At 65.3% G+C, this 19715-nt stretch carries 20 protein-coding genes; 4 read left to right on the plus strand and 16 right to left on the minus strand.

Going from position 1 to position 19715, the window contains the following annotated elements; genetic code table 11:
• The first annotated feature begins 59 nt into the window (after positions 1-59).
• Entirely contained in the window at positions 60-365 is a 306-nt protein-coding gene (locus PVE73_RS02990) for a hypothetical protein (protein ID WP_277365522.1), read from the plus strand.
• A gap of 102 nt (positions 366-467) precedes the next feature.
• Here PVE73_RS02990 and PVE73_RS02995 read toward each other — a convergent pair whose 3' ends face one another.
• The 8 genes from PVE73_RS02995 to PVE73_RS03030 form a co-directional block, all read right to left on the minus strand.
• Complete coding sequence (locus tag PVE73_RS02995; protein ID WP_277365523.1) at positions 468-989, minus strand: superoxide dismutase family protein; 522 nt, start codon at positions 987-989, stop codon at positions 468-470.
• Positions 990-1213: 224 nt separating this feature from the next.
• On the minus strand, positions 1214-1621 hold the full coding sequence (locus PVE73_RS03000) for a F0F1 ATP synthase subunit epsilon (RefSeq protein ID WP_277365524.1): 408 nt from the start codon (positions 1619-1621) through the stop codon (positions 1214-1216).
• A 105-nt stretch (positions 1622-1726) separates the two neighbouring features.
• A complete protein-coding gene (atpD, locus tag PVE73_RS03005) occupies positions 1727-3286 on the minus strand; it encodes a F0F1 ATP synthase subunit beta (RefSeq protein WP_277365525.1) in 1560 nt (519 codons plus the stop codon).
• A 20-nt stretch (positions 3287-3306) separates the two neighbouring features.
• Positions 3307-4182, minus strand: coding sequence for a F0F1 ATP synthase subunit gamma (locus PVE73_RS03010; protein ID WP_277365526.1), 876 nt, complete (start codon positions 4180-4182; stop codon positions 3307-3309).
• 12 nt (positions 4183-4194) lie between these two features.
• Positions 4195-5724: a F0F1 ATP synthase subunit alpha gene (gene atpA, locus PVE73_RS03015; RefSeq protein WP_277365527.1), complete on the minus strand. Its 1530-nt coding sequence runs from the start codon at positions 5722-5724 to the stop codon at positions 4195-4197.
• Positions 5724-6284, minus strand: a complete 561-nt coding sequence (locus PVE73_RS03020; protein ID WP_277365528.1) for a F0F1 ATP synthase subunit delta — start codon at positions 6282-6284, stop codon at positions 5724-5726. Before PVE73_RS03020 ends, atpA begins: the two co-directional genes overlap by 1 nt.
• Positions 6285-6540: 256 nt before the next feature.
• A complete protein-coding gene (locus PVE73_RS03025; RefSeq protein ID WP_277365529.1) occupies positions 6541-6915 on the minus strand; it encodes a DUF4345 domain-containing protein in 375 nt (124 codons plus the stop codon).
• A gap of 93 nt (positions 6916-7008) precedes the next feature.
• The gene (locus PVE73_RS03030) at positions 7009-9192 is read right to left on the minus strand and encodes a primosomal protein N' (RefSeq protein ID WP_277365530.1); all 2184 of its coding nucleotides are present in this window, start codon (positions 9190-9192) and stop codon (positions 7009-7011) included.
• A 99-nt stretch (positions 9193-9291) separates the two neighbouring features.
• On the opposite strand from PVE73_RS03030, the gene fsa reads away from it, so the two are divergent.
• Positions 9292-9945 carry a fructose-6-phosphate aldolase gene (gene fsa / locus PVE73_RS03035; RefSeq protein ID WP_277365531.1) on the plus strand — a complete coding sequence of 218 codons (654 nt, stop codon included), beginning with the start codon at positions 9292-9294 and terminating at the stop codon, positions 9943-9945.
• A gap of 46 nt (positions 9946-9991) precedes the next feature.
• On the opposite strand, the gene PVE73_RS03040 is transcribed toward fsa, so the two are convergent.
• The 3 genes from PVE73_RS03040 to leuS form a co-directional block, all read right to left on the minus strand.
• On the minus strand, positions 9992-10906 hold the full coding sequence (locus PVE73_RS03040) for a 1-acyl-sn-glycerol-3-phosphate acyltransferase (protein ID WP_277365532.1): 915 nt from the start codon (positions 10904-10906) through the stop codon (positions 9992-9994).
• Between the two features lie 134 nt (positions 10907-11040).
• Positions 11041-11571, minus strand: a complete 531-nt coding sequence (lptE, locus tag PVE73_RS03045) for an LPS assembly lipoprotein LptE (protein WP_277367324.1) — start codon at positions 11569-11571, stop codon at positions 11041-11043.
• A gap of 25 nt (positions 11572-11596) precedes the next feature.
• A complete protein-coding gene (gene leuS / locus PVE73_RS03050; protein WP_277365533.1) occupies positions 11597-14212 on the minus strand; it encodes a leucine--tRNA ligase in 2616 nt (871 codons plus the stop codon).
• Between the two features lie 127 nt (positions 14213-14339).
• Here leuS and PVE73_RS03055 point away from each other — a divergent pair, with 127 nt between their 5' ends.
• A complete protein-coding gene (locus tag PVE73_RS03055) occupies positions 14340-15017 on the plus strand; it encodes a YggS family pyridoxal phosphate-dependent enzyme (RefSeq protein WP_277365534.1) in 678 nt (225 codons plus the stop codon).
• 219 nt (positions 15018-15236) lie between these two features.
• Here the strand turns inward: PVE73_RS03055 and pncA are convergent, their stop codons facing one another.
• The 5 genes from pncA to tsaD are packed head-to-tail and all read right to left on the minus strand — an operon-like array spanning position 15237 to position 18707.
• The gene (gene pncA / locus PVE73_RS03060; RefSeq protein WP_277365535.1) at positions 15237-15836 is read right to left on the minus strand and encodes a bifunctional nicotinamidase/pyrazinamidase; all 600 of its coding nucleotides are present in this window, start codon (positions 15834-15836) and stop codon (positions 15237-15239) included.
• A gap of 46 nt (positions 15837-15882) precedes the next feature.
• The gene (locus tag PVE73_RS03065; RefSeq protein WP_277367325.1) at positions 15883-16308 is read right to left on the minus strand and encodes an EVE domain-containing protein; all 426 of its coding nucleotides are present in this window, start codon (positions 16306-16308) and stop codon (positions 15883-15885) included.
• Complete coding sequence (locus PVE73_RS03070; RefSeq protein ID WP_277367326.1) at positions 16308-16604, minus strand: YciI-like protein; 297 nt, start codon at positions 16602-16604, stop codon at positions 16308-16310. Before PVE73_RS03070 ends, PVE73_RS03065 begins: the two co-directional genes overlap by 1 nt.
• 34 nt (positions 16605-16638) lie before the next feature.
• Positions 16639-17622, minus strand: coding sequence for an NAD(P)H-dependent glycerol-3-phosphate dehydrogenase (locus PVE73_RS03075; RefSeq protein WP_277365536.1), 984 nt, complete (start codon positions 17620-17622; stop codon positions 16639-16641).
• On the minus strand, positions 17619-18707 hold the full coding sequence (gene tsaD, locus PVE73_RS03080) for a tRNA (adenosine(37)-N6)-threonylcarbamoyltransferase complex transferase subunit TsaD (protein WP_277365537.1): 1089 nt from the start codon (positions 18705-18707) through the stop codon (positions 17619-17621). The genes PVE73_RS03075 and tsaD overlap by 4 nt, the downstream gene beginning before the upstream one ends.
• A gap of 77 nt (positions 18708-18784) precedes the next feature.
• On the opposite strand from tsaD, the gene hemC reads away from it, so the two are divergent.
• Positions 18785-19714, plus strand: a complete 930-nt coding sequence (gene hemC, locus PVE73_RS03085; RefSeq protein WP_277365538.1) for a hydroxymethylbilane synthase — start codon at positions 18785-18787, stop codon at positions 19712-19714.
• The last annotated feature ends 1 nt before the right edge of the window (position 19715 follow it).

The raw sequence follows: 19715 nt of genomic DNA on the forward strand, positions 1-19715 counted from the left end.
AGCGCCGGAACCGCGCCGTGGCTCGTGCGTTGGGATGGCACCTGAAAGGAGGGCGTTCCATGGCCGAAACCAAGGTGCTGACCGAACACGAAGAAATCCGCGACTGGGCCGCCGCGCGCGCCGGCCAGCCAGCCCTGAGGACTCCCGCGCTCGGCATGTCTCAAGCTGACCCGGTGCTCGGCTTTGCCTTCGGCCAGCACGCCTATGAGGATACGGACCGGGGCTGGGACGAGTTCGGCGAGATCGAGATCATCGAATGGGACGATTGGTTCCGCCTCTTCGACGAACGGGAATTGGCGCTCGTCGTGGCGGAGGATGTCCCCGGCCGGCGCGAAGAGTTTCACGAATTCATTCGCCGGCCGTGACCGGCAGAAGATCGCTACGGCACTCCTCCTGGCTCGAGGCTTCCGGCCGCCTCCTCAAGCCGATCCGGGAAGGCGGCCGGTCCGGGTTCATATGGGCGCCTCCTAACCCGATTCGATGACCCCACAGGCGAGCCTGTCGCCGGCGTTGCCGCTTGGCTGGCTGCTGTAATCGTCGGCGTTCGCATGCAGCACGACGGCTGACCCGTCATCATCGGCGAGCGGGTTTTCCCCACCTTCGGCGAGCGAGACGCGGTCCGTGAAGAACTCCACTTTCAGCACGCCATCCTGACCGACGTGAACATTCGGCAGATCACCGGGATGCGGTCCGTTCTGGCTCTCGATGCCGTGCTCCTTGTCACCCGCATAGTGGCCGCCGGCGGATTCGAAGCCGGTGGCCGGATCACAGGCACCCGTCTCGTGGATATGGAAGCCGTGCGGACCGGGCGGCAAGTCCGTCATCTCGACCAGGATGTGCAGAAAACCGGATGGTGAGGTGTTGAACGTCACAGTACCCACTTCGTTTCCCTCCGCGTTGATCATGTTCGCGGAAGCCTGTTTCTCCTGCGCATTGGCAGCCGCCAGCGGCAGAGCCGCTGCTATGAGGGCCGTGGCTATCGCACGCATGCCTATCTCCTGTGCTGTTGTTCCGTCAGTTACGGCCTTGGGGGCGCTTCCATCTCCGCGCGCTCTGGGGCTTGGGTCGCCGCGCTACGACGGACATTCTTGAAAACGCCCGTTGCCAGGCTGTCTGGCACCAACAGACGGGAAGGCAGAAATGTTTCATGGAGAGAGCACAACAAAAAAAGCCGGCGCATGGCCGGCTTTGAATGTCGAATCCACTCCGGGGATCAGGCGGGCAGCAGCGCGCCTTCCAGTGTCGTGAGCTGGCCCAGGAACTCCTCGGCCTTGGTGCGGGTCTCGTGATCCCTGGCGCCCTCCATCTCCGCCCGCACCTCCTCGATGCGGCGGGTGAGGTCCGCGCGGTCGAGTTCGGCGACACGGCTGGCGGATTCGGCCAGCAGGCGGCAGCCGTCCGGGGTGATGTCGGCAAAGCCGCCGAAGACGACGAACTGCTCGGCGTTGCCGCCAGCCCGGACGACGGTGATGACACCCGGCTTGATGCTGGTCATGACCGGCGCATGCTCGGCCATCACCGTCATTTCGCCTTCCGTGCCCGGAACGACCACCTGCTCGACCTCCTCGGACAGAAGGAGACGCTCGGGCGAAACCAGTTCGAAGGTGAAAGTCTTTGCCATGGATTATCAGCGAACAGCGAGTAGCGGACAGCGAATGGACTTCGCATTTCGACGGCCGCGTACCCCTATTCGCTACTCCCTATTCGCTATTCGCTTCTTACCGGATCAGGCAGCTTCCGCGGCCAGCTTCTCGGCCTTCTCGACCGCATCTTCGATGGTGCCCACCATGTAGAACGCCGCCTCCGGCAGATGATCGTATTCGCCGGCGACGAGGCCCTTGAAGCCCTTGATCGTGTCGGCAAGGTCGACCAGCTTGCCCGGCGAGCCGGTGAAGACCTCGGCCACGAAGAAGGGCTGCGACAGGAAGCGCTCGATCTTGCGGGCGCGCGCCACCGTCAGCTTGTCCTCTTCGGAAAGCTCGTCCATGCCCAGGATGGCGATGATGTCCTGCAGCGACTTGTAGCGCTGCAACGTCTGCTGCACGTCACGGGCCACCTGGTAGTGCTCCTCGCCCACGATCATCGGATCGAGCATGCGCGAGGTGGAATCGAGCGGATCCACCGCCGGGTAGATGCCCTTCTCGGCGATCGAGCGGTTAAGCGTGGTCGTCGCGTCAAGGTGCGCGAAGGAAGTGGCCGGTGCCGGGTCGGTCAGGTCGTCGGCGGGCACGTAGATGGCCTGCACCGAGGTGATCGAGCCCTTGGTCGTCGTCGTGATCCGCTCCTGCAGCGCTCCCATGTCGGTGGCAAGCGTCGGCTGGTAGCCCACGGCCGAGGGAATGCGGCCGAGAAGCGCCGACACTTCCGAGCCCGCCTGGGTGAAGCGGAAGATGTTGTCGACGAAGAACAGCACGTCCTGGCCCTGGTCGCGGAAATACTCGGCGACGGTGAGGCCGGTGAGTCCCACACGGGCGCGGGCGCCGGGCGGCTCGTTCATCTGCCCATAGATGAGGGCTGCCTTGGAGCCTTCGCCGCCGCCCTTCTTGTTCACGCCGGACTCGATGAACTCGTGATAGAGGTCGTTGCCTTCGCGCGTGCGCTCGCCGACGCCGGCGAACACGGAGTAGCCGCCGTGGGCCTTGGCGATGTTGTTGATCAGCTCCTGGATGAGCACGGTCTTGCCCACGCCGGCGCCGCCGAAGAGGCCGATCTTGCCGCCCTTGGCATAGGGCGCCAGGAGATCGAGCACCTTGATGCCCGTGACCAGGATCTCGGCCTCGGTCGACTGCTCGACATATTCGGGCGCCGGCTGGTGGATGGCGCGAAGCTCGGTGGCCTTGATCGGGCCCGCCTCGTCGACCGGCTCGCCGATGACATTGATGATGCGGCCAAGCATCTGCGGACCGACCGGAACGGAGATCGGCGCTCCGGTGTCACGCACCTCCTGGCCACGCACCAGGCCATCGGTCGCGTCCATGGCGATGCAGCGCACGGTGTTCTCGCCCAGGTGCTGCGCCACTTCGAGGACAAGGCGGTTCCCGTGGTTATCGGTCTCCAGCGCGTTCAGAATCGCCGGCAGGTGCTCGGCGAACTGCACGTCGACAACGGCGCCGATGACCTGGCGTACGGTGCCGGCCGTCCCCGCGGACGGAGCCTTGGCGACCGGTGTCTTCGCCGCGGTCGAGCGGGTGGAAGCCCGCCGCGCAGGCTTTACGGCCGGCTCCGCCGCCGCCGTGGTGGCGGCTGCTCGTGCCGGGGCCCTCTTGGGGGTCGCTGCTTTAGCCATTGTTATACCTCTTCGGTCCGTTAGAGCGCCTCGGCGCCCGAAATGATCTCGATCAGTTCCTTGGTGATCTGCGCCTGGCGCTGGCGGTTGTAGGTGATCGACAGCTTGTTAATCATCTCGCCCGCATTGCGCGTCGCATTGTCCATCGCCGTCATCTTGGCGCCCATCTCGCCCGCCGCATTCTCGAGCAGCGCGCGGAAGATCTGCACCGCGATGTTGCGTGGGATGAGGTCGGCCAGGATCGAGCCCGCATCCGGCTCATATTCATAGGCCGCGCCGGCCCCTTCGCTTTCCTGCGCTTGCGGTACCGCCGCCGGGATGACCTGTTGCGCCGTCGGCACCTGGCTGATGACCGACTTGAATTCGGAATAAATCAGCGTGCAGACGTCGAACTGGCCGTCCTCGAACAGGCCGATCACCTTCTTGGCGATGGCGTCCGCATTCGAGAAGCCGATCTGCTTCACATCGCGCAGCTCGATCCGGTCGATGACGAACTGGCCGAAATCCCGGCGCAGCATGTCATAGCCCTTCTTGCCGACGGTCAGGATCTTGACCTGCTTCCCGTCGGCCTGGAGCCTGCGGATATGCTCACGCGCCAGCCTTGCGATCTGGCTGTTGAAGCCGCCGGCCAAGCCCCGGTCCGCGGTGCAGACCACGACGAGATGGACGTCGTCCTTGCCGGTGCCCGCCATCAGCGGCGGCGCGTCGCTGCCCGAGATGGAGCCCGCCACATTGGCGAGCACGGCGCCCATGCGCGTCGCATAGGGCCGCGCGGCTTCCGCCGCCTCCTGCGCGCGGCGCAGTTTCGCCGCGGCGACCATCTGCATCGCCTTGGTGATCTTCTGCGTCGCCTTGACGGAAGCGATCCGGTTGCGAAGGTCTTTCAGCGAAGGCATGAGCGGTCGACCTCAGCTGAAGTTCTTGGCGTAGGCGTCGATCTCGGCCTTGAGCTTTGCACGCAGGTCGTCCGACAGCGCCTTCTCCTTGCGGATCGCATCGAGGACTTCCTTGCCGTCGCTGCGCATATGCGTGAGCAGGCCCTGTTCGAAACGGCTTACATCCCTGAGCGCCAACTTGTCGAGATAGCCCTGCACGCCGGCGAAGATCACCACCACCTGCTCCTCGGTCTTGAGCGGCGAGAACTGCGGCTGCTTCAGGAGCTCCGTCAGGCGGGCACCACGGTTCAGGAGGCGCTGTGTGGCCGCATCGAGGTCAGAGCCGAACTGGGCGAATGCCGCCATCTCGCGATACTGGGCAAGCTCGCCCTTGATGGAGCCCGCAACCTGCTTCATCGCCTTGATCTGCGCGGCAGAACCCACACGGGAAACCGACAGGCCGACATTCACGGCCGGGCGGATGCCCTGGAAGAACAGGTTCGTCTCGAGGAAGATCTGACCGTCGGTGATCGAGATCACATTGGTCGGGATGTAGGCCGACACGTCGTTGGCCTGGGTCTCGATCACGGGCAGGGCGGTGAGCGAGCCGGAGCCGTTCTCGTCGTTCATCTTCGCCGCGCGCTCCAGAAGGCGCGAGTGAAGATAGAATACGTCGCCCGGATAGGCCTCGCGGCCGGGCGGGCGGCGCAGGAGCAGCGACATCTGGCGGTAGGCGACGGCCTGCTTGGACAGATCGTCATAGGCGATCACGGCATGCTTGCCGTTGTCGCGGAAATATTCGCCCATGGCACAACCGGCGAAGGGCGCCAGGAACTGCATCGGCGCGGGATCGGAAGCCGTGGCGGCGACGACGATCGAATATTCGAGCGCGCCACGCTCCTCCAGCACCTTCACGAACTGTGCGACAGTGGAGCGCTTCTGGCCGACGGCGACATAGATGCAGTAGAGCTTCTGGCTCTCGTCGTCCCCCTCGTTGAGCGGCTTCTGGTTGAGGAACGTATCGAGGATGATGGCGGTCTTGCCGGTCTGGCGGTCGCCGATGATGAGCTCGCGCTGGCCGCGGCCGATCGGGATCAGCGCGTCGATGGCCTTCAGGCCCGTCGACATCGGCTCATGCACCGACTTGCGGGGGATGATGCCGGGCGCCTTCACGTCCACGCGGCGGCGCTCCGTCGCGTTGATCGGGCCCTTGCCGTCGATCGGGTTGCCGAGTGCGTCCACGACGCGGCCCAGGAGGCCCGGGCCGACCGGGACCTCGACGATGGCGCCGGTGCGCTTGACCGTGTCGCCTTCCTTGATGTCGCGGTCGGCGCCGAAGATCACGACGCCGACATTGTCGACCTCGAGGTTCAGCGCCATGCCGCGGATGCCGCCCGGGAACTCGACCATCTCGCCGGCCTGGACATTGTCCAAGCCGTAGACGCGGGCGATGCCGTCACCGACGGAAAGCACCTGGCCGACCTCGGAGACCTCGGCCTCCTTGCCGAAATTCTTGATCTGGTCCTTGAGAATTGCGGAAATTTCCGCAGCGCGGATGTCCATCAGCCGACCTCTTTCAGTACAAGCTTGAGCGAATTGAGTTTAGTCTTGAGCGACGTGTCGATCTGGCGCGAGCCGAGTTTGACGACGATGCCGCCGAGCAGGGAGGAATCCACCGTGACCTTCATGGTGACATCCTTGCCAGCGACCGACTTCAGCGTGGCCTTGAGATCGCGCTCCTGTTCAGCCGTAAGCGCATGCGCCGAGGTCACCTCGGCGGCGGCCTCGCCACGGGCGTCCGCCGCGAACTCGCGGAAAGCACGGATCATCTGCGGGACGGCGAAGAGACGCCGGTTCTTGGCGACCACGCGCAGGAAATTGCCGACGAGCCCGCCGATCCCCGCGCGATCGAGCACGGCGCTGATGGCCTTGAACTGATCGTCGGCGGAGAAAACCGGGCTCTTGATGAGACGCTGGAGATCCTCGCTGCTTTCGAGCAGCGTCTCGAAGCGGGCGAGATCTTCCTCGACATTCGAAACGGCGCCCGCTTCCTGCGCCAGTTCGAACAATGAGCGTGCATAACGCCCTGCCACACCGGAGATCATCGAGCCAGATTGTGCCACGGGATCAGGTCTCTTCTCACAGCTTGAGGGTCGCGAGATTTGCGAAAGCCGATGACTCGGTCTAAATCTCTGACCTTGTTGATAATTTCAGCGCGGGAGAACGAGCGCAGCCGTCCCCCCGGCTGAAAGCCGATTGCCGTCTAGCACAGGCTTACCGGACTCGCAACACGCGGAGCCCCAAGGATTTGCGCCTCTTTTGTCGCATGCGTGCCGGCACGGTGTCCTCAGCCGGGAAGCGCATATCCTTCCTTCCGTGTCAGGGAATGAAACCAAGCACGAAAGCAAGCGGCAGGGCAGCCATCAAGAGCGTTGCGGCAAGACGCGCCGACTTGCCGACTGCGCTGCCTTTGTCGAAGAGCAATGAGAGCGCCTGGCCGAGGGCGGCGAGCGCCCAGGCGATGCCGAGGGCCAGATAGATGAGCGGCTGCGCGAACAGGATGGCCGACAGGCCGGTCCCGGCGTAAAAGCCGCCCAGGAGCGCGCGGGTAGACCCCGCGTCCGCGGCTGCGCCGGCGCGAAGGATGAGCCGGGGGGCGATCAGGTTCGCCAGGCCGAAAAGCGCGGTGAGTGCAGCGCCTATCCAGGCCAGCCACTCTCCGGGACTGTAGGGCCAGGGAAACGCGAAATCCATGTTGCACCTCCTGTCCGGCACTTTACTGGACCGCCCCTATACCCGATTCGGGACGGGAAGTGGCAGCGGCTGACTTGCGGCTGCGTGGGACCGTCAAAGGAAGCTCTGCGGGTCGATGTCCACCTGGACGCGCACGGAGCCCCGCGGTTTCTCCGCCGTGTCGAGCAGCCGGCGCAGATAGGCCTGAAGATCGGCCCGGCGCATGCCGTGAACGAGGAGACGGAAACGGTGGCGGCCGGCCAACACGGCGAGCGGGGCCTCGGCAGGGCCCAGAACCTCTATCTCGTCTGCGGCGGGTGCCGCGCGCCGCAATGCGCGGGCGTAGCCCTCGGCCTCCGGTCGTGTGGCGGCGCTGACGATGATCGATGCCAGCCGGCCGAAGGGCGGCAGGCCGGCGCGCTCGCGCTCCGCGATCTCGCGCTCGTAGAATGTCTCCGCATCGCCGGAGACGAGCGCGCGCATGACCGGATGCTCCGGCTGGTAGGTCTGCAGGAGGCCCGTGCTTTTCTTGCCCGAGCGGCCGGCGCGGCCGGTTACCTGGCTCAAGAGCTGGAACGTGCGTTCGGCCGCGCGCGGGTCGCCATTGGCAAGGCCCAGATCCGCGTCCACCACGCCCACCAGCGTCATCGAAGGGAAGTTGTGGCCCTTGGCGACGAGCTGGGTGCCGACCACGATGTCGGCCTCGCCGTCGGCGATGGCTTCGAGCTCCAGCCGCAGCCGCTTCACGCCACCGAGGAGGTCGGAGGACAGGATGATCGTGCGCGCTTCGGGAAAGTGCCGGTCGACTTCTTCCGCGATACGCTCGACGCCAGGGCCGCAGGGCACGAGGTGGTCCAGCGTGCCGCATTCGGGACAGGCCTCCGGCTGCGGCTCGTTGTGCCCGCAATGGTGGCAGACGAGCTGGCGGCGGAAGCGGTGTTCCACCAGCCAGCTCGAACAGTTCGGGCATTGGAAGCGGTGGCCGCAGACGCGGCAGAGCGTCAGGGGGGCATAGCCGCGGCGGTTGAGGAAGAGAAGCGCTTGCTCCCCGCGCTCGACCGTGCGCCCGATCGCCTCGACCAGCACCGGCGAGAGGAACCCTCCGCGTTCCGGAGGGGCCTTGCGCATGTCGATCGCCCGCAGTTCGGGAAGCGCGGCATCCGCGAAGCGGGCGGAAAGGACGATGCGCTCGTAGCGGCCCTGTTCGGCGTTCACGCGGCTTTCGAGCGAAGGCGTCGCCGAAGCGAGCACGACGGGAAAATTGCCGAGCCGTCCGCGCACCACGCTCATGTCGCGCGCGTTGTAGAAAACGCGGTCCTCCTGCTTGTAGGCGGGATCGTGCTCCTCGTCGACGACGACCAGTCCGAGTTCACGGAAGGGCAGGAAGAGGGCCGAACGGGCGCCGGCCACCACCCGCACCTGGCCTTCCGCCACCTGCCGCCACACGCGCTCGCGTTTCCTCGGCGCCAGATCCGAGTGCCACTCCGCCGGCTTTGCGCCGAAGCGGTCGTGGAAGCGTTCCAGGAAGGCCTGGGTGAGGGCGATCTCCGGCAGCAGGATGAGCACCTGCTCGCCCCGGTCGAGGGCAGCGGCCACCGCCTCGAAATAGACCTCCGTCTTTCCCGAACCCGTCACGCCGTCGAGAAGCGTGACGCTGAAGCCGCCGGCACCGATCTTCTCGCTCAGGCGCTCGGCGGCCAATTGCTGGTCGGGCGAAAGTTCGGGGCGGCCGAAGTCCGTGTCGGGGTGTGGCACGATCGGCTGGGGTGGGATCTCCACGCGCTCGAACACGCCCTGCGCCAGGAGCCCGTCGATCACCGTTGTGGAAACCCCCGCCGCATGGGCAAGGCCCGAGCGCGTCCAGGCGTGGCCGTCCGCGGCGTAGTGGAGCACGCGCTCGCGCGCGGACGTCGTGCGCCCGGGACGGTTTGCGGTGAGCCGCAGCCCCTCCGTCGGCGGCTCGGGGTCGAAAGCGGCGGGGGCCCGCAAGGCCATGCGCGCGACGATGCCGGGGGGCGAGAGCGTGTAGGCAGCCACCCACTCGATGAAGCGGCGCATCTCCGCCGGCAGGGGCGGGCATTCGAAGACCTGGGAGATCTCCCTGAGTTTCCTGGCCTCCACGGGCTCCCCGTCGCCGTCCCACGCGACGCCGGCCACCTCGCGCGGGCCCAAGGGCACGCGCAGGATCGCCCCCGGCTGCACACTGAGACCTTCGGGCACGGCATAGGAATATGGCCGCTCGGCCGGCATGGGCACCATGACGGGAATCACGCGCTTGATCGTCGAATCTTCTTTCATTGAGCGTGACCTTGCCCGTTTCTTGGATTAGAGCAAGGCCGAGCATAGATTGGGGGTGGGGTGGGCTGGAGCCCGGCCACGCGAGAAGGAGAGAGCATCATGAAGTTTTTCGTCGACACCGCCGATGTGAATGAAATCCGTGAATTGAGCGAGACCGGGCTTCTGGACGGGGTGACGACCAATCCCTCCCTGATCATGAAGGCCGGCCGGCCGATCCTCGACATCACCAAGGAGATCTGCGAGATCGTCGACGGGCCGGTCTCGGCGGAGGTGACCGCGGTCGAGTTCAAGGAGATGATGCGCGAAGCCGAGATCCTCTCGAAGATCGCCGACAACATCGCCATCAAGGTGCCGCTCACCATGGATGGCCTCAAGGCCTGCAAGGCGCTCACCGACAGCGGCCGCATGGTCAATGTCACGCTTTGCTTCTCCGCCAACCAGGCTTTGCTGGCGGCCAAGGCCGGCGCCACCTTCATCTCGCCCTTCATCGGCCGGCTGGATGACATGGGCATCGACGGGATGGAACTGATCGCGGAAATCCGCACCATCTACGACAATTACGATTTCGAGACGCAGATCCTGGCCGCTTCCATCCGCACCATCAACCATGTGAAGCAGGCGGCGCTCATCGGCGCCGACGTGGTGACGGTGCCGCCGGCAGTGCTCAAAGCGCTCGTGAAGCATCCGCTGACGGACAAGGGTCTGGATGCTTTCCTCGCGGACTGGGCCAAGACCGGCCAGAAGATCGGCTGAGCAGGAGGGGGACAGGAAGGGCGGTTTTGCCGCCTTCCTTTTGCGCCTATCCGGTAAATTCCGCGTCCGGATTCTCGGCAAGCACCGTCACCGTGTGATGCTGGAGCCGGGCGGCCATCTCTGCGGGCTCGCCGCCGTTCAACAGGGCCGGCGCGATCGGCTTTCCGATCGTCATCTCAAAGCTGCGGCCCTTCTTGTTCAGGAGTTCGTGGAACAGCGTCATGTCGCGCAGTTCGGTCGAGTATTTCGACAAGAGATAAAACAGGCCCGAGTTCCGGGCCGTCATGTTGACCGGGACCACGGGCACCTCGTAACGCCTTGCGAGTGCCACGATCGAAGGTTGCCAAGGGCGTTCGGTCAGCTTGTCCTCGTGCCAGTAGGCGATGCGGCCGGAGGGGAAGAGAATGATCGCCTTCCCTTCGGCAAAGGACTTGGCGGTCATCTCCAGCGTGTCGCGGCTCTTGGCGTGCGACTTCTCGCCTGGGCGCCACTCGACGGGAATCACGAGTTCGCGGAATCGGGGGTTGACACGCAAGGCATCCCGATTGGCGAAAACCGCCATATCCGGACGCAGCTCCTTCATCAGGTCGAAGATCGCGATGCCGTCGGCGATGCCCGTCGGGTGCGTCGGGGCCAGGATGAAACCGCCCGTCTGCGGGATGCGCTCCTTGCCCTGCGCGGTGATGTTGAGCGATAGCAACTCACTGATATAGAGCATGGCGCCCCAGCCGGAGAGCGCGGCGATCTCGTCGGCCATCGCCACCGCCTGGCTATAATGGAAATGGCGGTAGATAAGGGGGCGCGCCAGCGGCCAGAGCGGGTGCTGGGAGAGATGAACGGTGCGTTCGGCGATCAGTTGATCGACGACATGGGAAGGTGCCTCCGCCGCTACAGCCGGTCGCTTTAGAATGCGACTTCCGACCACTCCGGCAACCGACATCAGCGTCGTATGAAAGGCCATGGGCGAAGCACTCCGTTGGGGCTGTTTCACCGAAATCTATGACGGCGCAATGACAAGCCTACTCAAGACGCGAAGCCGAACCTTGTTCCTCGGGACAATCGTTTGTTGTCGTACGGCATCATATCACAACCCCGTCATTGAAGATTGAGGCGGGCCATGTCCTGGGCCACGGCAAGGCGCAAAAGCTCCGCCAATTCGCGGGCCGCGCGGTCTTCCGCGTCGCGCTGGGCGCGGAGCACGGCAAATTCCTGCAACGGCCGGTCGAAGGCCGACATGACCTGCCGGTTGCCCTGCGCGACAGGCTCGCCAGTAGCGGCCTCCGTCAGGCGATAGGTGGCGATCAGGGTCACCGTGCCGGCGGTCGGCTCGTTCTCGTGCGCCCTTTGCACCTCGGCCGCCGATCCCACGCTGAGAACCACAGAAAGGTCCAGGTTGTAGCGAGGCGCGACAGGTTGCGCAGCGCCGCCGTGAAGCAGGAAAATCAGCTCGTTGCGCACTTCCTGCGCATAACGGGTGCTGACGGGATTGACCGCGACGGAGGCGAGGGAGGCCGTGGTCTGCCGGCCGGGAACGCCTTCCTGCGTCGCGAGCAGCGGGCGTACGGTGCAGCCGGAGGCCATCGCCAGCATTAACGCGGCCCCTGCCGCCGCAGCGGCGCGAATCATCAATTTCACCAAGCTGGCCCTCCGCTCAGGCAACCACATTGACGATTCGCTGCGGAACGACAATCACCTTGCGCGGAGCAGCGCCGTCCAACGCCTTCTGCACGAAATCGAGTTCCAGAACCGCCTTTTCCACAGCAGCTTGATCCGCCTCGCGCGCGATTGTCAAATCACCGCGTTTCCTGCCGTTGATCTGCACGGGCAGCACGATCGTATCGTCCACCACGAGCTTTGGATCGTAGTCCGGCCAGCGGCTGGCCGCGACGAGGCTGTTGCCGCCGACGCGGGCCCAGCACTCCTCCGCGAGATGCGGCATGAAGGGCGCGATCAAGCGAATCAGGATCTCGACCGCCTCTCGGGCCGCCGCGCGGGTGTCCCCGTCCGCACTGCCGAGATCGGAGAACGGCGCCTGCAGTTCGTTCACCAGTTCGTGGATGCGTGCGATGGCGCGGTTGAAGGCAAGCCGCTCGATATCCTCGCCCACCGCCTTCAACGCCTTGTGCGTGGGTTTGGAGATGACGACAGCACCGCCCTCGCGCACGACCATGGGGGTGACACCTTCGATCGCGGGTGCGGCCTCCGTCACGAGACGCCATACCCGCTGCACGAAGCGATGCGCGCCGGTCGCACCCTCGTCCGTCCATTCCACGTCGCGTTCGGGCGGCGAATCGGAGAGCATGAACCAGCGCGCCGTATCTGCGCCGAAGGATTCGGTGATGTCCTCGGGGCTCACCGTGTTCTTCTTCGATTTCGACATTTTTTCCAGGGAACCGATCGCGGCGGGCGTTCCGGTCGCGATCTCGATCGCCCTTCGCTCACCGCCTTCGCTTTCGATCCGCACTTCGGCGGGCGAGAGCCAGCGGCCATCCTCTGCACGGTAGGTTTCGTGCACCACCATGCCCTGCGTGAACAGTCCCTTGAAGGGCTCCGCCAAATCCAGATGGCCGGTATCGCGCATGCCCCTGACGAAGAAGCGCGAATAGAGCAGGTGCAGGATCGCGTGCTCGATCCCGCCGATATACTGGTCTACCGGCAGCCAGCGGTTCGCCAGGTCCTTCTCCACCGGGCCGTCGGCTTGCGGGGAGGTGAAGCGCGCGAAATACCAGGACGAATCGACGAAGGTGTCCATCGTGTCCGTCTCGCGCCGCGCGTCGCCGCCGCATTTCGGGCACTTCACATGCCGCCAAGTCGGATGACGGTCGAGCGGGTTGCCCGGCTTGTCGAAGTCGATATCGTCCGGCAGCTTCACCGGCAGATCCTCTTTCGGTACGGGCACCACGCCGCACGCATCGCAGTGGATCATGGGGATCGGGCAGCCCCAGTAGCGCTGGCGCGAGACACCCCAGTCGCGCAGGCGGAAGTTCACCTTGCGCCCGGCCACGGGCCGGCCGTCGAGCGTCTCCTTCTCCAGCCGGTTTGCCACCTCCTCGAACGCACGCTTGTTCGACATGCCGTCGAGGAAGCGCGAATTGATCATCAGGCCATCGTCCGAATAGGACTCTTCCGTGATCTGGAAGGTGGCCGCATCCGCCCCCTCCGGCATTACGACCGGGATCACCGGCAGGCCGTATTTGTTGGCGAAGTCGAGGTCGCGCTGGTCGCCGGACGGACAGCCGAAAATGGCGCCCGTGCCGTATTCCATCAGGACGAAATTCGCCACGTAGACCGGCAGCGTCCACTCGGGGTCGAATGGGTGCCTCACGCGGATCCCGGTATCGAGACCCACCTTCTCGGCCGTTTCCAGGACGGCCGCGGACGTCCCCATATGCCGGCACTCCTCGATGAAGGCGGCAAGGGCCGAGTTCCCTTCCGCCGCTTTCTTCGCCAGCGGATGGTCCGGCGCGACCGCCATGAAGGAGGCGCCGAAGATCGTGTCAGGTCGAGTTGTATAGACCTCTAGACAATTTTCGCCCTCTGGTGCGGTACCTTCCACCAGCGCCCAGCGGATCGACAGGCCCTCCGAGCGGCCGATCCAGTTGCGCTGCATCAGGCGCACCTTTTCCGGCCAGTGGTCCAGCGTGTCTATCGCTTCGAGCAGGTCTTCCGCGTAATCGGTGATCTTGAAGAACCACTGCGCAAGTTCCCGGCTCTCCACCAGCGCGCCGGAGCGCCAGCCGCGCCCGTCGATCACCTGCTCGTTGGCGAGCACCGTCTGGTCCACCGGGTCCCAATTGACCTTGGAGGTCTTCCTTGCGACCAGCCCTCTCTCGTGGAAATCGAGGAAGAGCATCTGCTGGCGGTGGTAGTAGTCCACGTCGCAGGTGGCGAACTCGCGGCTCCAGTCGAGCGACAGGCCCATCATCTTGAGCTGCGAGCGCATGGTGGCGATGTTCTGGTAGGTCCATTCCTTCGGATGAACCTTGTTCTGCATGGCCGCGTTTTCGGCCGGCATGCCGAAGGCGTCCCACCCCATGGGATGGAGAACGTTGAAACCCTTGGCACGCTTGTAGCGAGCCACCACGTCGCCCATCGTGTAGTTGCGCGTGTGGCCGATATGGATGCGCCCGGAAGGATAGGGGAACATCTCGAGCACGTAATAGGTTGGCCGCCCGTCGTCGCTTTTCGTTTCGAAAAGGCGCGCTTCCTCCCACGCCTTCTGCCAGCGGGGTTCGGATGTGCGCGGATTGTAACGTTCGGTTGCCATGCCCGGTTTTTCACATAAAAAGAACAAAGAAATTTCCGGCGGACCTTCACCACGGTTTGTGACGACCGTCAACTCCGCGCGGTGATTCGCGCCAGCCTAAAGCGTGTCAGAGGATTTCGCCCAACTCATGATCGATGCCGCTCGCAATCTATATATGGTCAAGGAAAGGATTGCCCAAGCCACCCGCGAGGCGGGCCGTGCGCCCGAAGACGTCAGGCTCGTGGCCGTCTCGAAGACGTTCCCCGCGGATGCGATTCTTCCTGTGATCGAGACCGGCCAACGCGTTTTCGGCGAAAACCGCGTGCAGGAAGCGCAAGGCAAATGGCCGGCATTGAAGGAGGCCCATTCCGATATCGAGCTTCATCTCATCGGGCCGCTCCAGTCCAACAAGGCCAAGGAAGCCGTCGCGCTGTTCGACGTGGTCGAAACCGTAGACCGCGAGAAGATCGCGGCCGCACTCGCAACCGAGATGGCGAAGCAGGGCCGCCGCCCGCGGCTTTACGTGCAGGTCAACACCGGACTGGAGGAACAGAAGGCCGGCATCGACCCGCGCGAGGCCGTGGCGTTCGTGACGCGCTGCCGCGATGTGCACGGGCTCGTCATCGAGGGGTTGATGTGTATCCCGCCCGTGGACGAGAATCCGGGGCCCCATTTCGCGCTGCTCGAAAAGCTCGCGCGCGAGGCAGGCGTGGAGAAGCTCTCCATGGGCATGTCCGGCGACTATGAGACGGCCATCGCGTTCGGGGCGACCAGCGTGCGTGTAGGCTCGGCGATCTTCGGCAACCGGCCTTATTTCGCGGGCTGAACCAAACGGTCAGGCGGTATCGTCGTCATCGCCGCTGCGCTTCGCCGTGGTTCAGACATGGATCCTCGGGTCGAGCCCGAGGATGACGAATGCATGGAAGCTTCCGCTTATCGTCGACGTTGGAGATCCGCAGAGACTTCTCCTCCTCGTCATCCTCGGGCTCGACCCGAGGATCCATGCCTGAACGCTCCTACGCGCCGGCGATCAACCTCGAGCGCCTCAGACCAGTTCCACGCCGGCCGCCTTCATCTTCTCCGTCATGGCGGCGAGCGAGCCGCCGAGGTCGATGGCGCGGCAGGCTTCCAGCACCACGGTCGCCTCGAAACCCTGGCTGCGAGCATCCAATGCCGAATAGGCGACGCAGAAATCCGTCGCTAGCCCGGCGAGTGTCACCTTCCCGATCTCGCGCTCCCGTAGATAGCCAGTGAGCCCCGTCGGCGTTTTGTGGTCGTTCTCGAAGAAGGCGGAGTAACTGTCGATCGCCTTGCGGAACCCCTTGCGGATGACGAGTTCCGCCCTGGTCCATTCCAGCCCCGGATGGAACTCGGCGCCTCGCGTCCCCTGCACGCAATGGTCCGGCCAGAGCGTCTGCTCGCCATAGGGCATTTCGAATGTCTCGAAGGGTGCCTTGCCCGGATGCGAGGAGGCAAAGCTCGAATGGCCCGCGGGGTGCCAGTCCTGGGTCAGGATCACATGGTCGAAGCGCCCGGCCAGGCGGTTGATCACCGGCACGACCTCGTCGCCGCGTTCCACCGCCAGCGCGCCGCCGGGGCAGAAATCGTTCTGGACATCGATGACGATGAGCGCTTCCTTGGCCATGACCGCCTCCATTCGTGATTTCTGGCGCCCCGCTACACTTATGCGGTCAAGGCGCCTTGTCGAGCCCGCCCATACGGCAGATTTCCTTCCATTCCATCTCGCTTACGGGCTGTACGGAAAGGCGGGAGTTGTTGACGAGAACCATGTCCTTGAGCTTCGGATTGGCCTTGATCTCATCGAGAGAGACCGGTTTCGGCATGTCCTGGAAGGCGCGGATGTCCACGCACTCCCAGCGCGGATCGTCCGTGGTGGAATCGGGGTGGGCCGGCGCGATCACCTCGACGATGCCGACCACGCTCGTCTCCTTCACCGAATGGTAGAAGAAGCCGAGATCGCCGACCTTCATCTCGCGCATATTGTTGCGCGCCTGGTAATTGCGCACGCCGTCCCATTCCTGGCCCTTGTCGCCCTTCTTCTTCTGCATCTCCCAGGACCAGGAGGTGGGCTCGGACTTGAACAGCCAATAGGCCATCATGCGTTCTCCGGTTTGTTGAAGACCCAGTTCCACGGGCGAATTTCGACGGATTCGAAGAGGCCGGCAAGCGCGTAGGGATCGGAGCGGGCGAGCGCTTCGGCATCGGCTTTTGTGGCCGCCTCGACCGCCACCATGCTACCACAGGGCGTCCCCTCCTCGTCCAGGAACGGGCCGGCGAATTTCAGCTTTCCCTCGGCATTGAGGGTGTCCAGATAGGCGACGTGCTCCGGCCTCGTGTCCATGCGGACCTGCAGGTGGCCGGGCTTGTCGCGGCACAGGATGACAAAGATCATCTCGCCGTTTCTTTTGTTCACCATCAGCTACTCCCTATTCGCTCCTCAATGGCCGCGCGAGCAACTGCTGCATGGCGGCATCCACGGTCAGATCGCCGTCGAGCATGCCGGTCACCGCGTCGATGATCGGGGCCTCCAGCCCACGTTCGCGGGCGATCCGCGCAGCGATGCCGGCAGTGAAGACACCTTCGGCGAGCGGCAGATCATCCAGGTTGTTCCCCTTCCCCAGGGCCAGGCCATAGGCGAAATTGCGCGACTGCTCGGAACTGCAGGTGAGGACGAGGTCGCCGAGGCCGGAAAGGCCCATCAGCGTTTCCGGCTTGGCGCCGAAGGCGACACCTATACGCCGCAATTCCACGAAGCCACGCGTCGTGATCGCGGCCACGGCGCTCGCGCCGAGGCCGGCGCCGCTGGTGGCACCGGCGGCGATCGCGAGCACGTTCTTCAAGGCGCCGCCGATCTCGACGCCGATCAAATCGTCGCTCGAATAGCAGCGCAGATTGGGCGCGGAGAGCTTTTTCGCAAGCTCCGCCGCCAGCGCTCCGTCATTGGCGGCGACGGTGACGGCCGTGGGCAGGCCGCGCGCCAGGTCTGCGGCGAAGCTGGGGCCGGAGAGCGCGGCCTGCGGGTTCTCCGGGAGGATCTCGCGGGCTATCTCCGACATCCGCCGCCCTGTCTCGCGCTCGATGCCCTTGGCGCAGAGCACCACCGGGATGTCGGGCTTCAGCGCCGCGCAGGCGGTGCCGAGCACGGCCCGCAGGCTTTGCGCCGGCGTGGCGGCGAGCACGCAGTTCGCGCCGGCCAGGGCGGCGGCGATCTCATCTACCGCTGCAAGCCGCGGATCAAGCTCGATGCCCGGAAGATAACGGCTGTTCACATGAGCATGGCTGATTTCGTGGGCGAGGCGGGCATCGCGCGCCCAGAGCGTCACATTGTGGCCCGCGCGCTGCATGGTGAGTGCGAGCGCGGTGCCCCAGGCGCCGGCGCCCAGCACGGCGATCGACCAGTGCCGGCTCATGCCTTCGCCCCCCTCTTGCCGGTGCCGAAAAGTGGTGCTGCATTTTCGTCCAGGGGCCAGCGCGGACGCGGGGCGAAGGAGAGCGCTCCCGCCGCGGCAAGTCCCGCCTCCAGCCGCTCCAGCCCCGCCCAGGCGATCATGGCGGCATTGTCCCCGCAGAGTTTCAGGGGCGGCGCCACCAGGCGGAAGCCTTCATCCCGGCAAAGATCCTCTAGCGTATCGCGGATAGCCGCGTTGGCCGCCACACCGCCCGCCACCACCAGCGCCGGCTGCGCCAGGTCGGGACATGTCCTCCTGAAACGCTCCAGGCTGCGCGCGATGCGGTCGGCCAGCGTTTCCGTTACAGCCTTCTGGAAGGAAGCGCAGATGTCGGCCACGTCCTCGCCGGAAAGCGGCGCAAGCTCGCCCGCGGCGCGGCGGACGGCGGTCTTGAGGCCGGAAAACGAGAAATCGGGCCGCCGCTCGCCCTTGAGCGGCCGGGGGAAGGCAAAGCGGGTGGGATTGCCTTTTTCTGCCGCTTTCTCGACGCTGGGGCCGCCGGGATAGGGCAGGCCGAGCAGCTTCGCGGTCTTGTCGAAAGCCTCGCCCAGCGCGTCGTCGATCGTGCTCGCCCACCGTTCGTATCGGCCGACGCCGGCCACGTGGACGATCTGCGTGTGCCCGCCCGAGACGAGCAGGAGCAGGTAGGGAAATTCCAGCTGGTCCGTCAGGCGGGCGGTCAGCGCATGGCCTTCGAGATGGTTGATGGGCAGAAGCGGTTTGTCCAGCGCGGCGGCAAGCGCCTTGCCCGTGGTGAGGCCAACGATCAACCCGCCGATGAGGCCGGGACCCGCCGTGGCGGCGATGCCGTCGATGTCATCGAAGGTGAGGCCGGCTTCGCCAAGTGCGGCCTCGATCACGCCGTCCAGCGCTTCCACATGGGCGCGCGCCGCGATCTCCGGCACGACGCCGCCGAAGGCCGCGTGCTCCTCGATCTGGCTCAGCACCACATTGGAGAGGATCGCGGGCACGCCGTCCCGGCCGCGCGCGACAACGGCGGCGGCGGTCTCGTCGCAGCTCGTCTCGATGCCCAGCACGCGCGTCATTCGGTCCGGTCCACTTTGGTTGCCCCTGGGGGCATTCCCCGATAGGTAGGAATGCCGGTTAGCACGGACATGGCGGCATGCAAACTGATGTGGTGAAAATCGGAACGCGCGGCAGCGCGCTGGCCCTGGCACAGGCCGCGGAAACGCGGGCGCGGCTGATGACGGCGCACGGCCTGCCGGAAGAGGCGTTCGAGATCGTCGTCATCCGAACGTCCGGAGACCGAATTCAGGACAGGCCCCTTTCGGAGGCCGGCGGCAAGGGTCTTTTTACCAAGGAAATCGAGGAGGCGCTGCTGGACCGCCGCATCGATCTCGCCGTGCATTCCTCCAAGGACATGCCGACCGTTCTGCCCGGGGGGCTGGAGATCTCGGCTTTCCTGGAACGGGAGGACGTGCGCGACGTGTTCATCGGGCGTGAAGCGAAGCGCCTGGATGAGCTTCCCCAGGGCGCCAATCTCGGCACCTCGTCGCTGCGTCGTCAGGCGCTGGCGCTCCGGCTTCGGCCGGACCTCAAGGTTGGCATGTTCCGCGGCAATGTGCAGACACGGCTGAAGAAGCTGGAAGACGGTGTCGCCGACGGCACCTTGCTTGCGCTCGCCGGGCTGAAGCGGCTGAAGCTGGAGCACGTGGCGACCGAGATCCTGGATCCCGATACGTTTCCGCCGGCGCTCGGGCAAGGGGCGATCTGTATCGAGAGCCGGGTGGGGGACGAGCGGATCGCGCGGCTGCTTGCGGTGATCCATCACGAGACGACGGGCCATGCGCTCGCCTGCGAGCGGGCCTTCCTGGCCGCCCTCGACGGCTCGTGCCGGACGCCCATGGCAGGCCACGCGAAAGTGAACGGCGGCCGGATCGCCTTTTCCGGCATGATCCTGACGCCTGATGGAAGCGAGGCACACGCGATCGAAGCCGAAGGCGGCATCGCGGAGGCGGCGGCCATCGGCGCCGAAGCCGGCGCGCAGATCCGCACAAAGGCGGGGAGCCGCTTCTTCGCCAGTTGGGAATGAC

The sequence above is a fragment of the Chelativorans sp. AA-79 genome (assembly GCF_029457495.1).
In the GTDB taxonomy this organism is placed as follows: Bacteria; Pseudomonadota; Alphaproteobacteria; order Rhizobiales; family Rhizobiaceae; genus Chelativorans.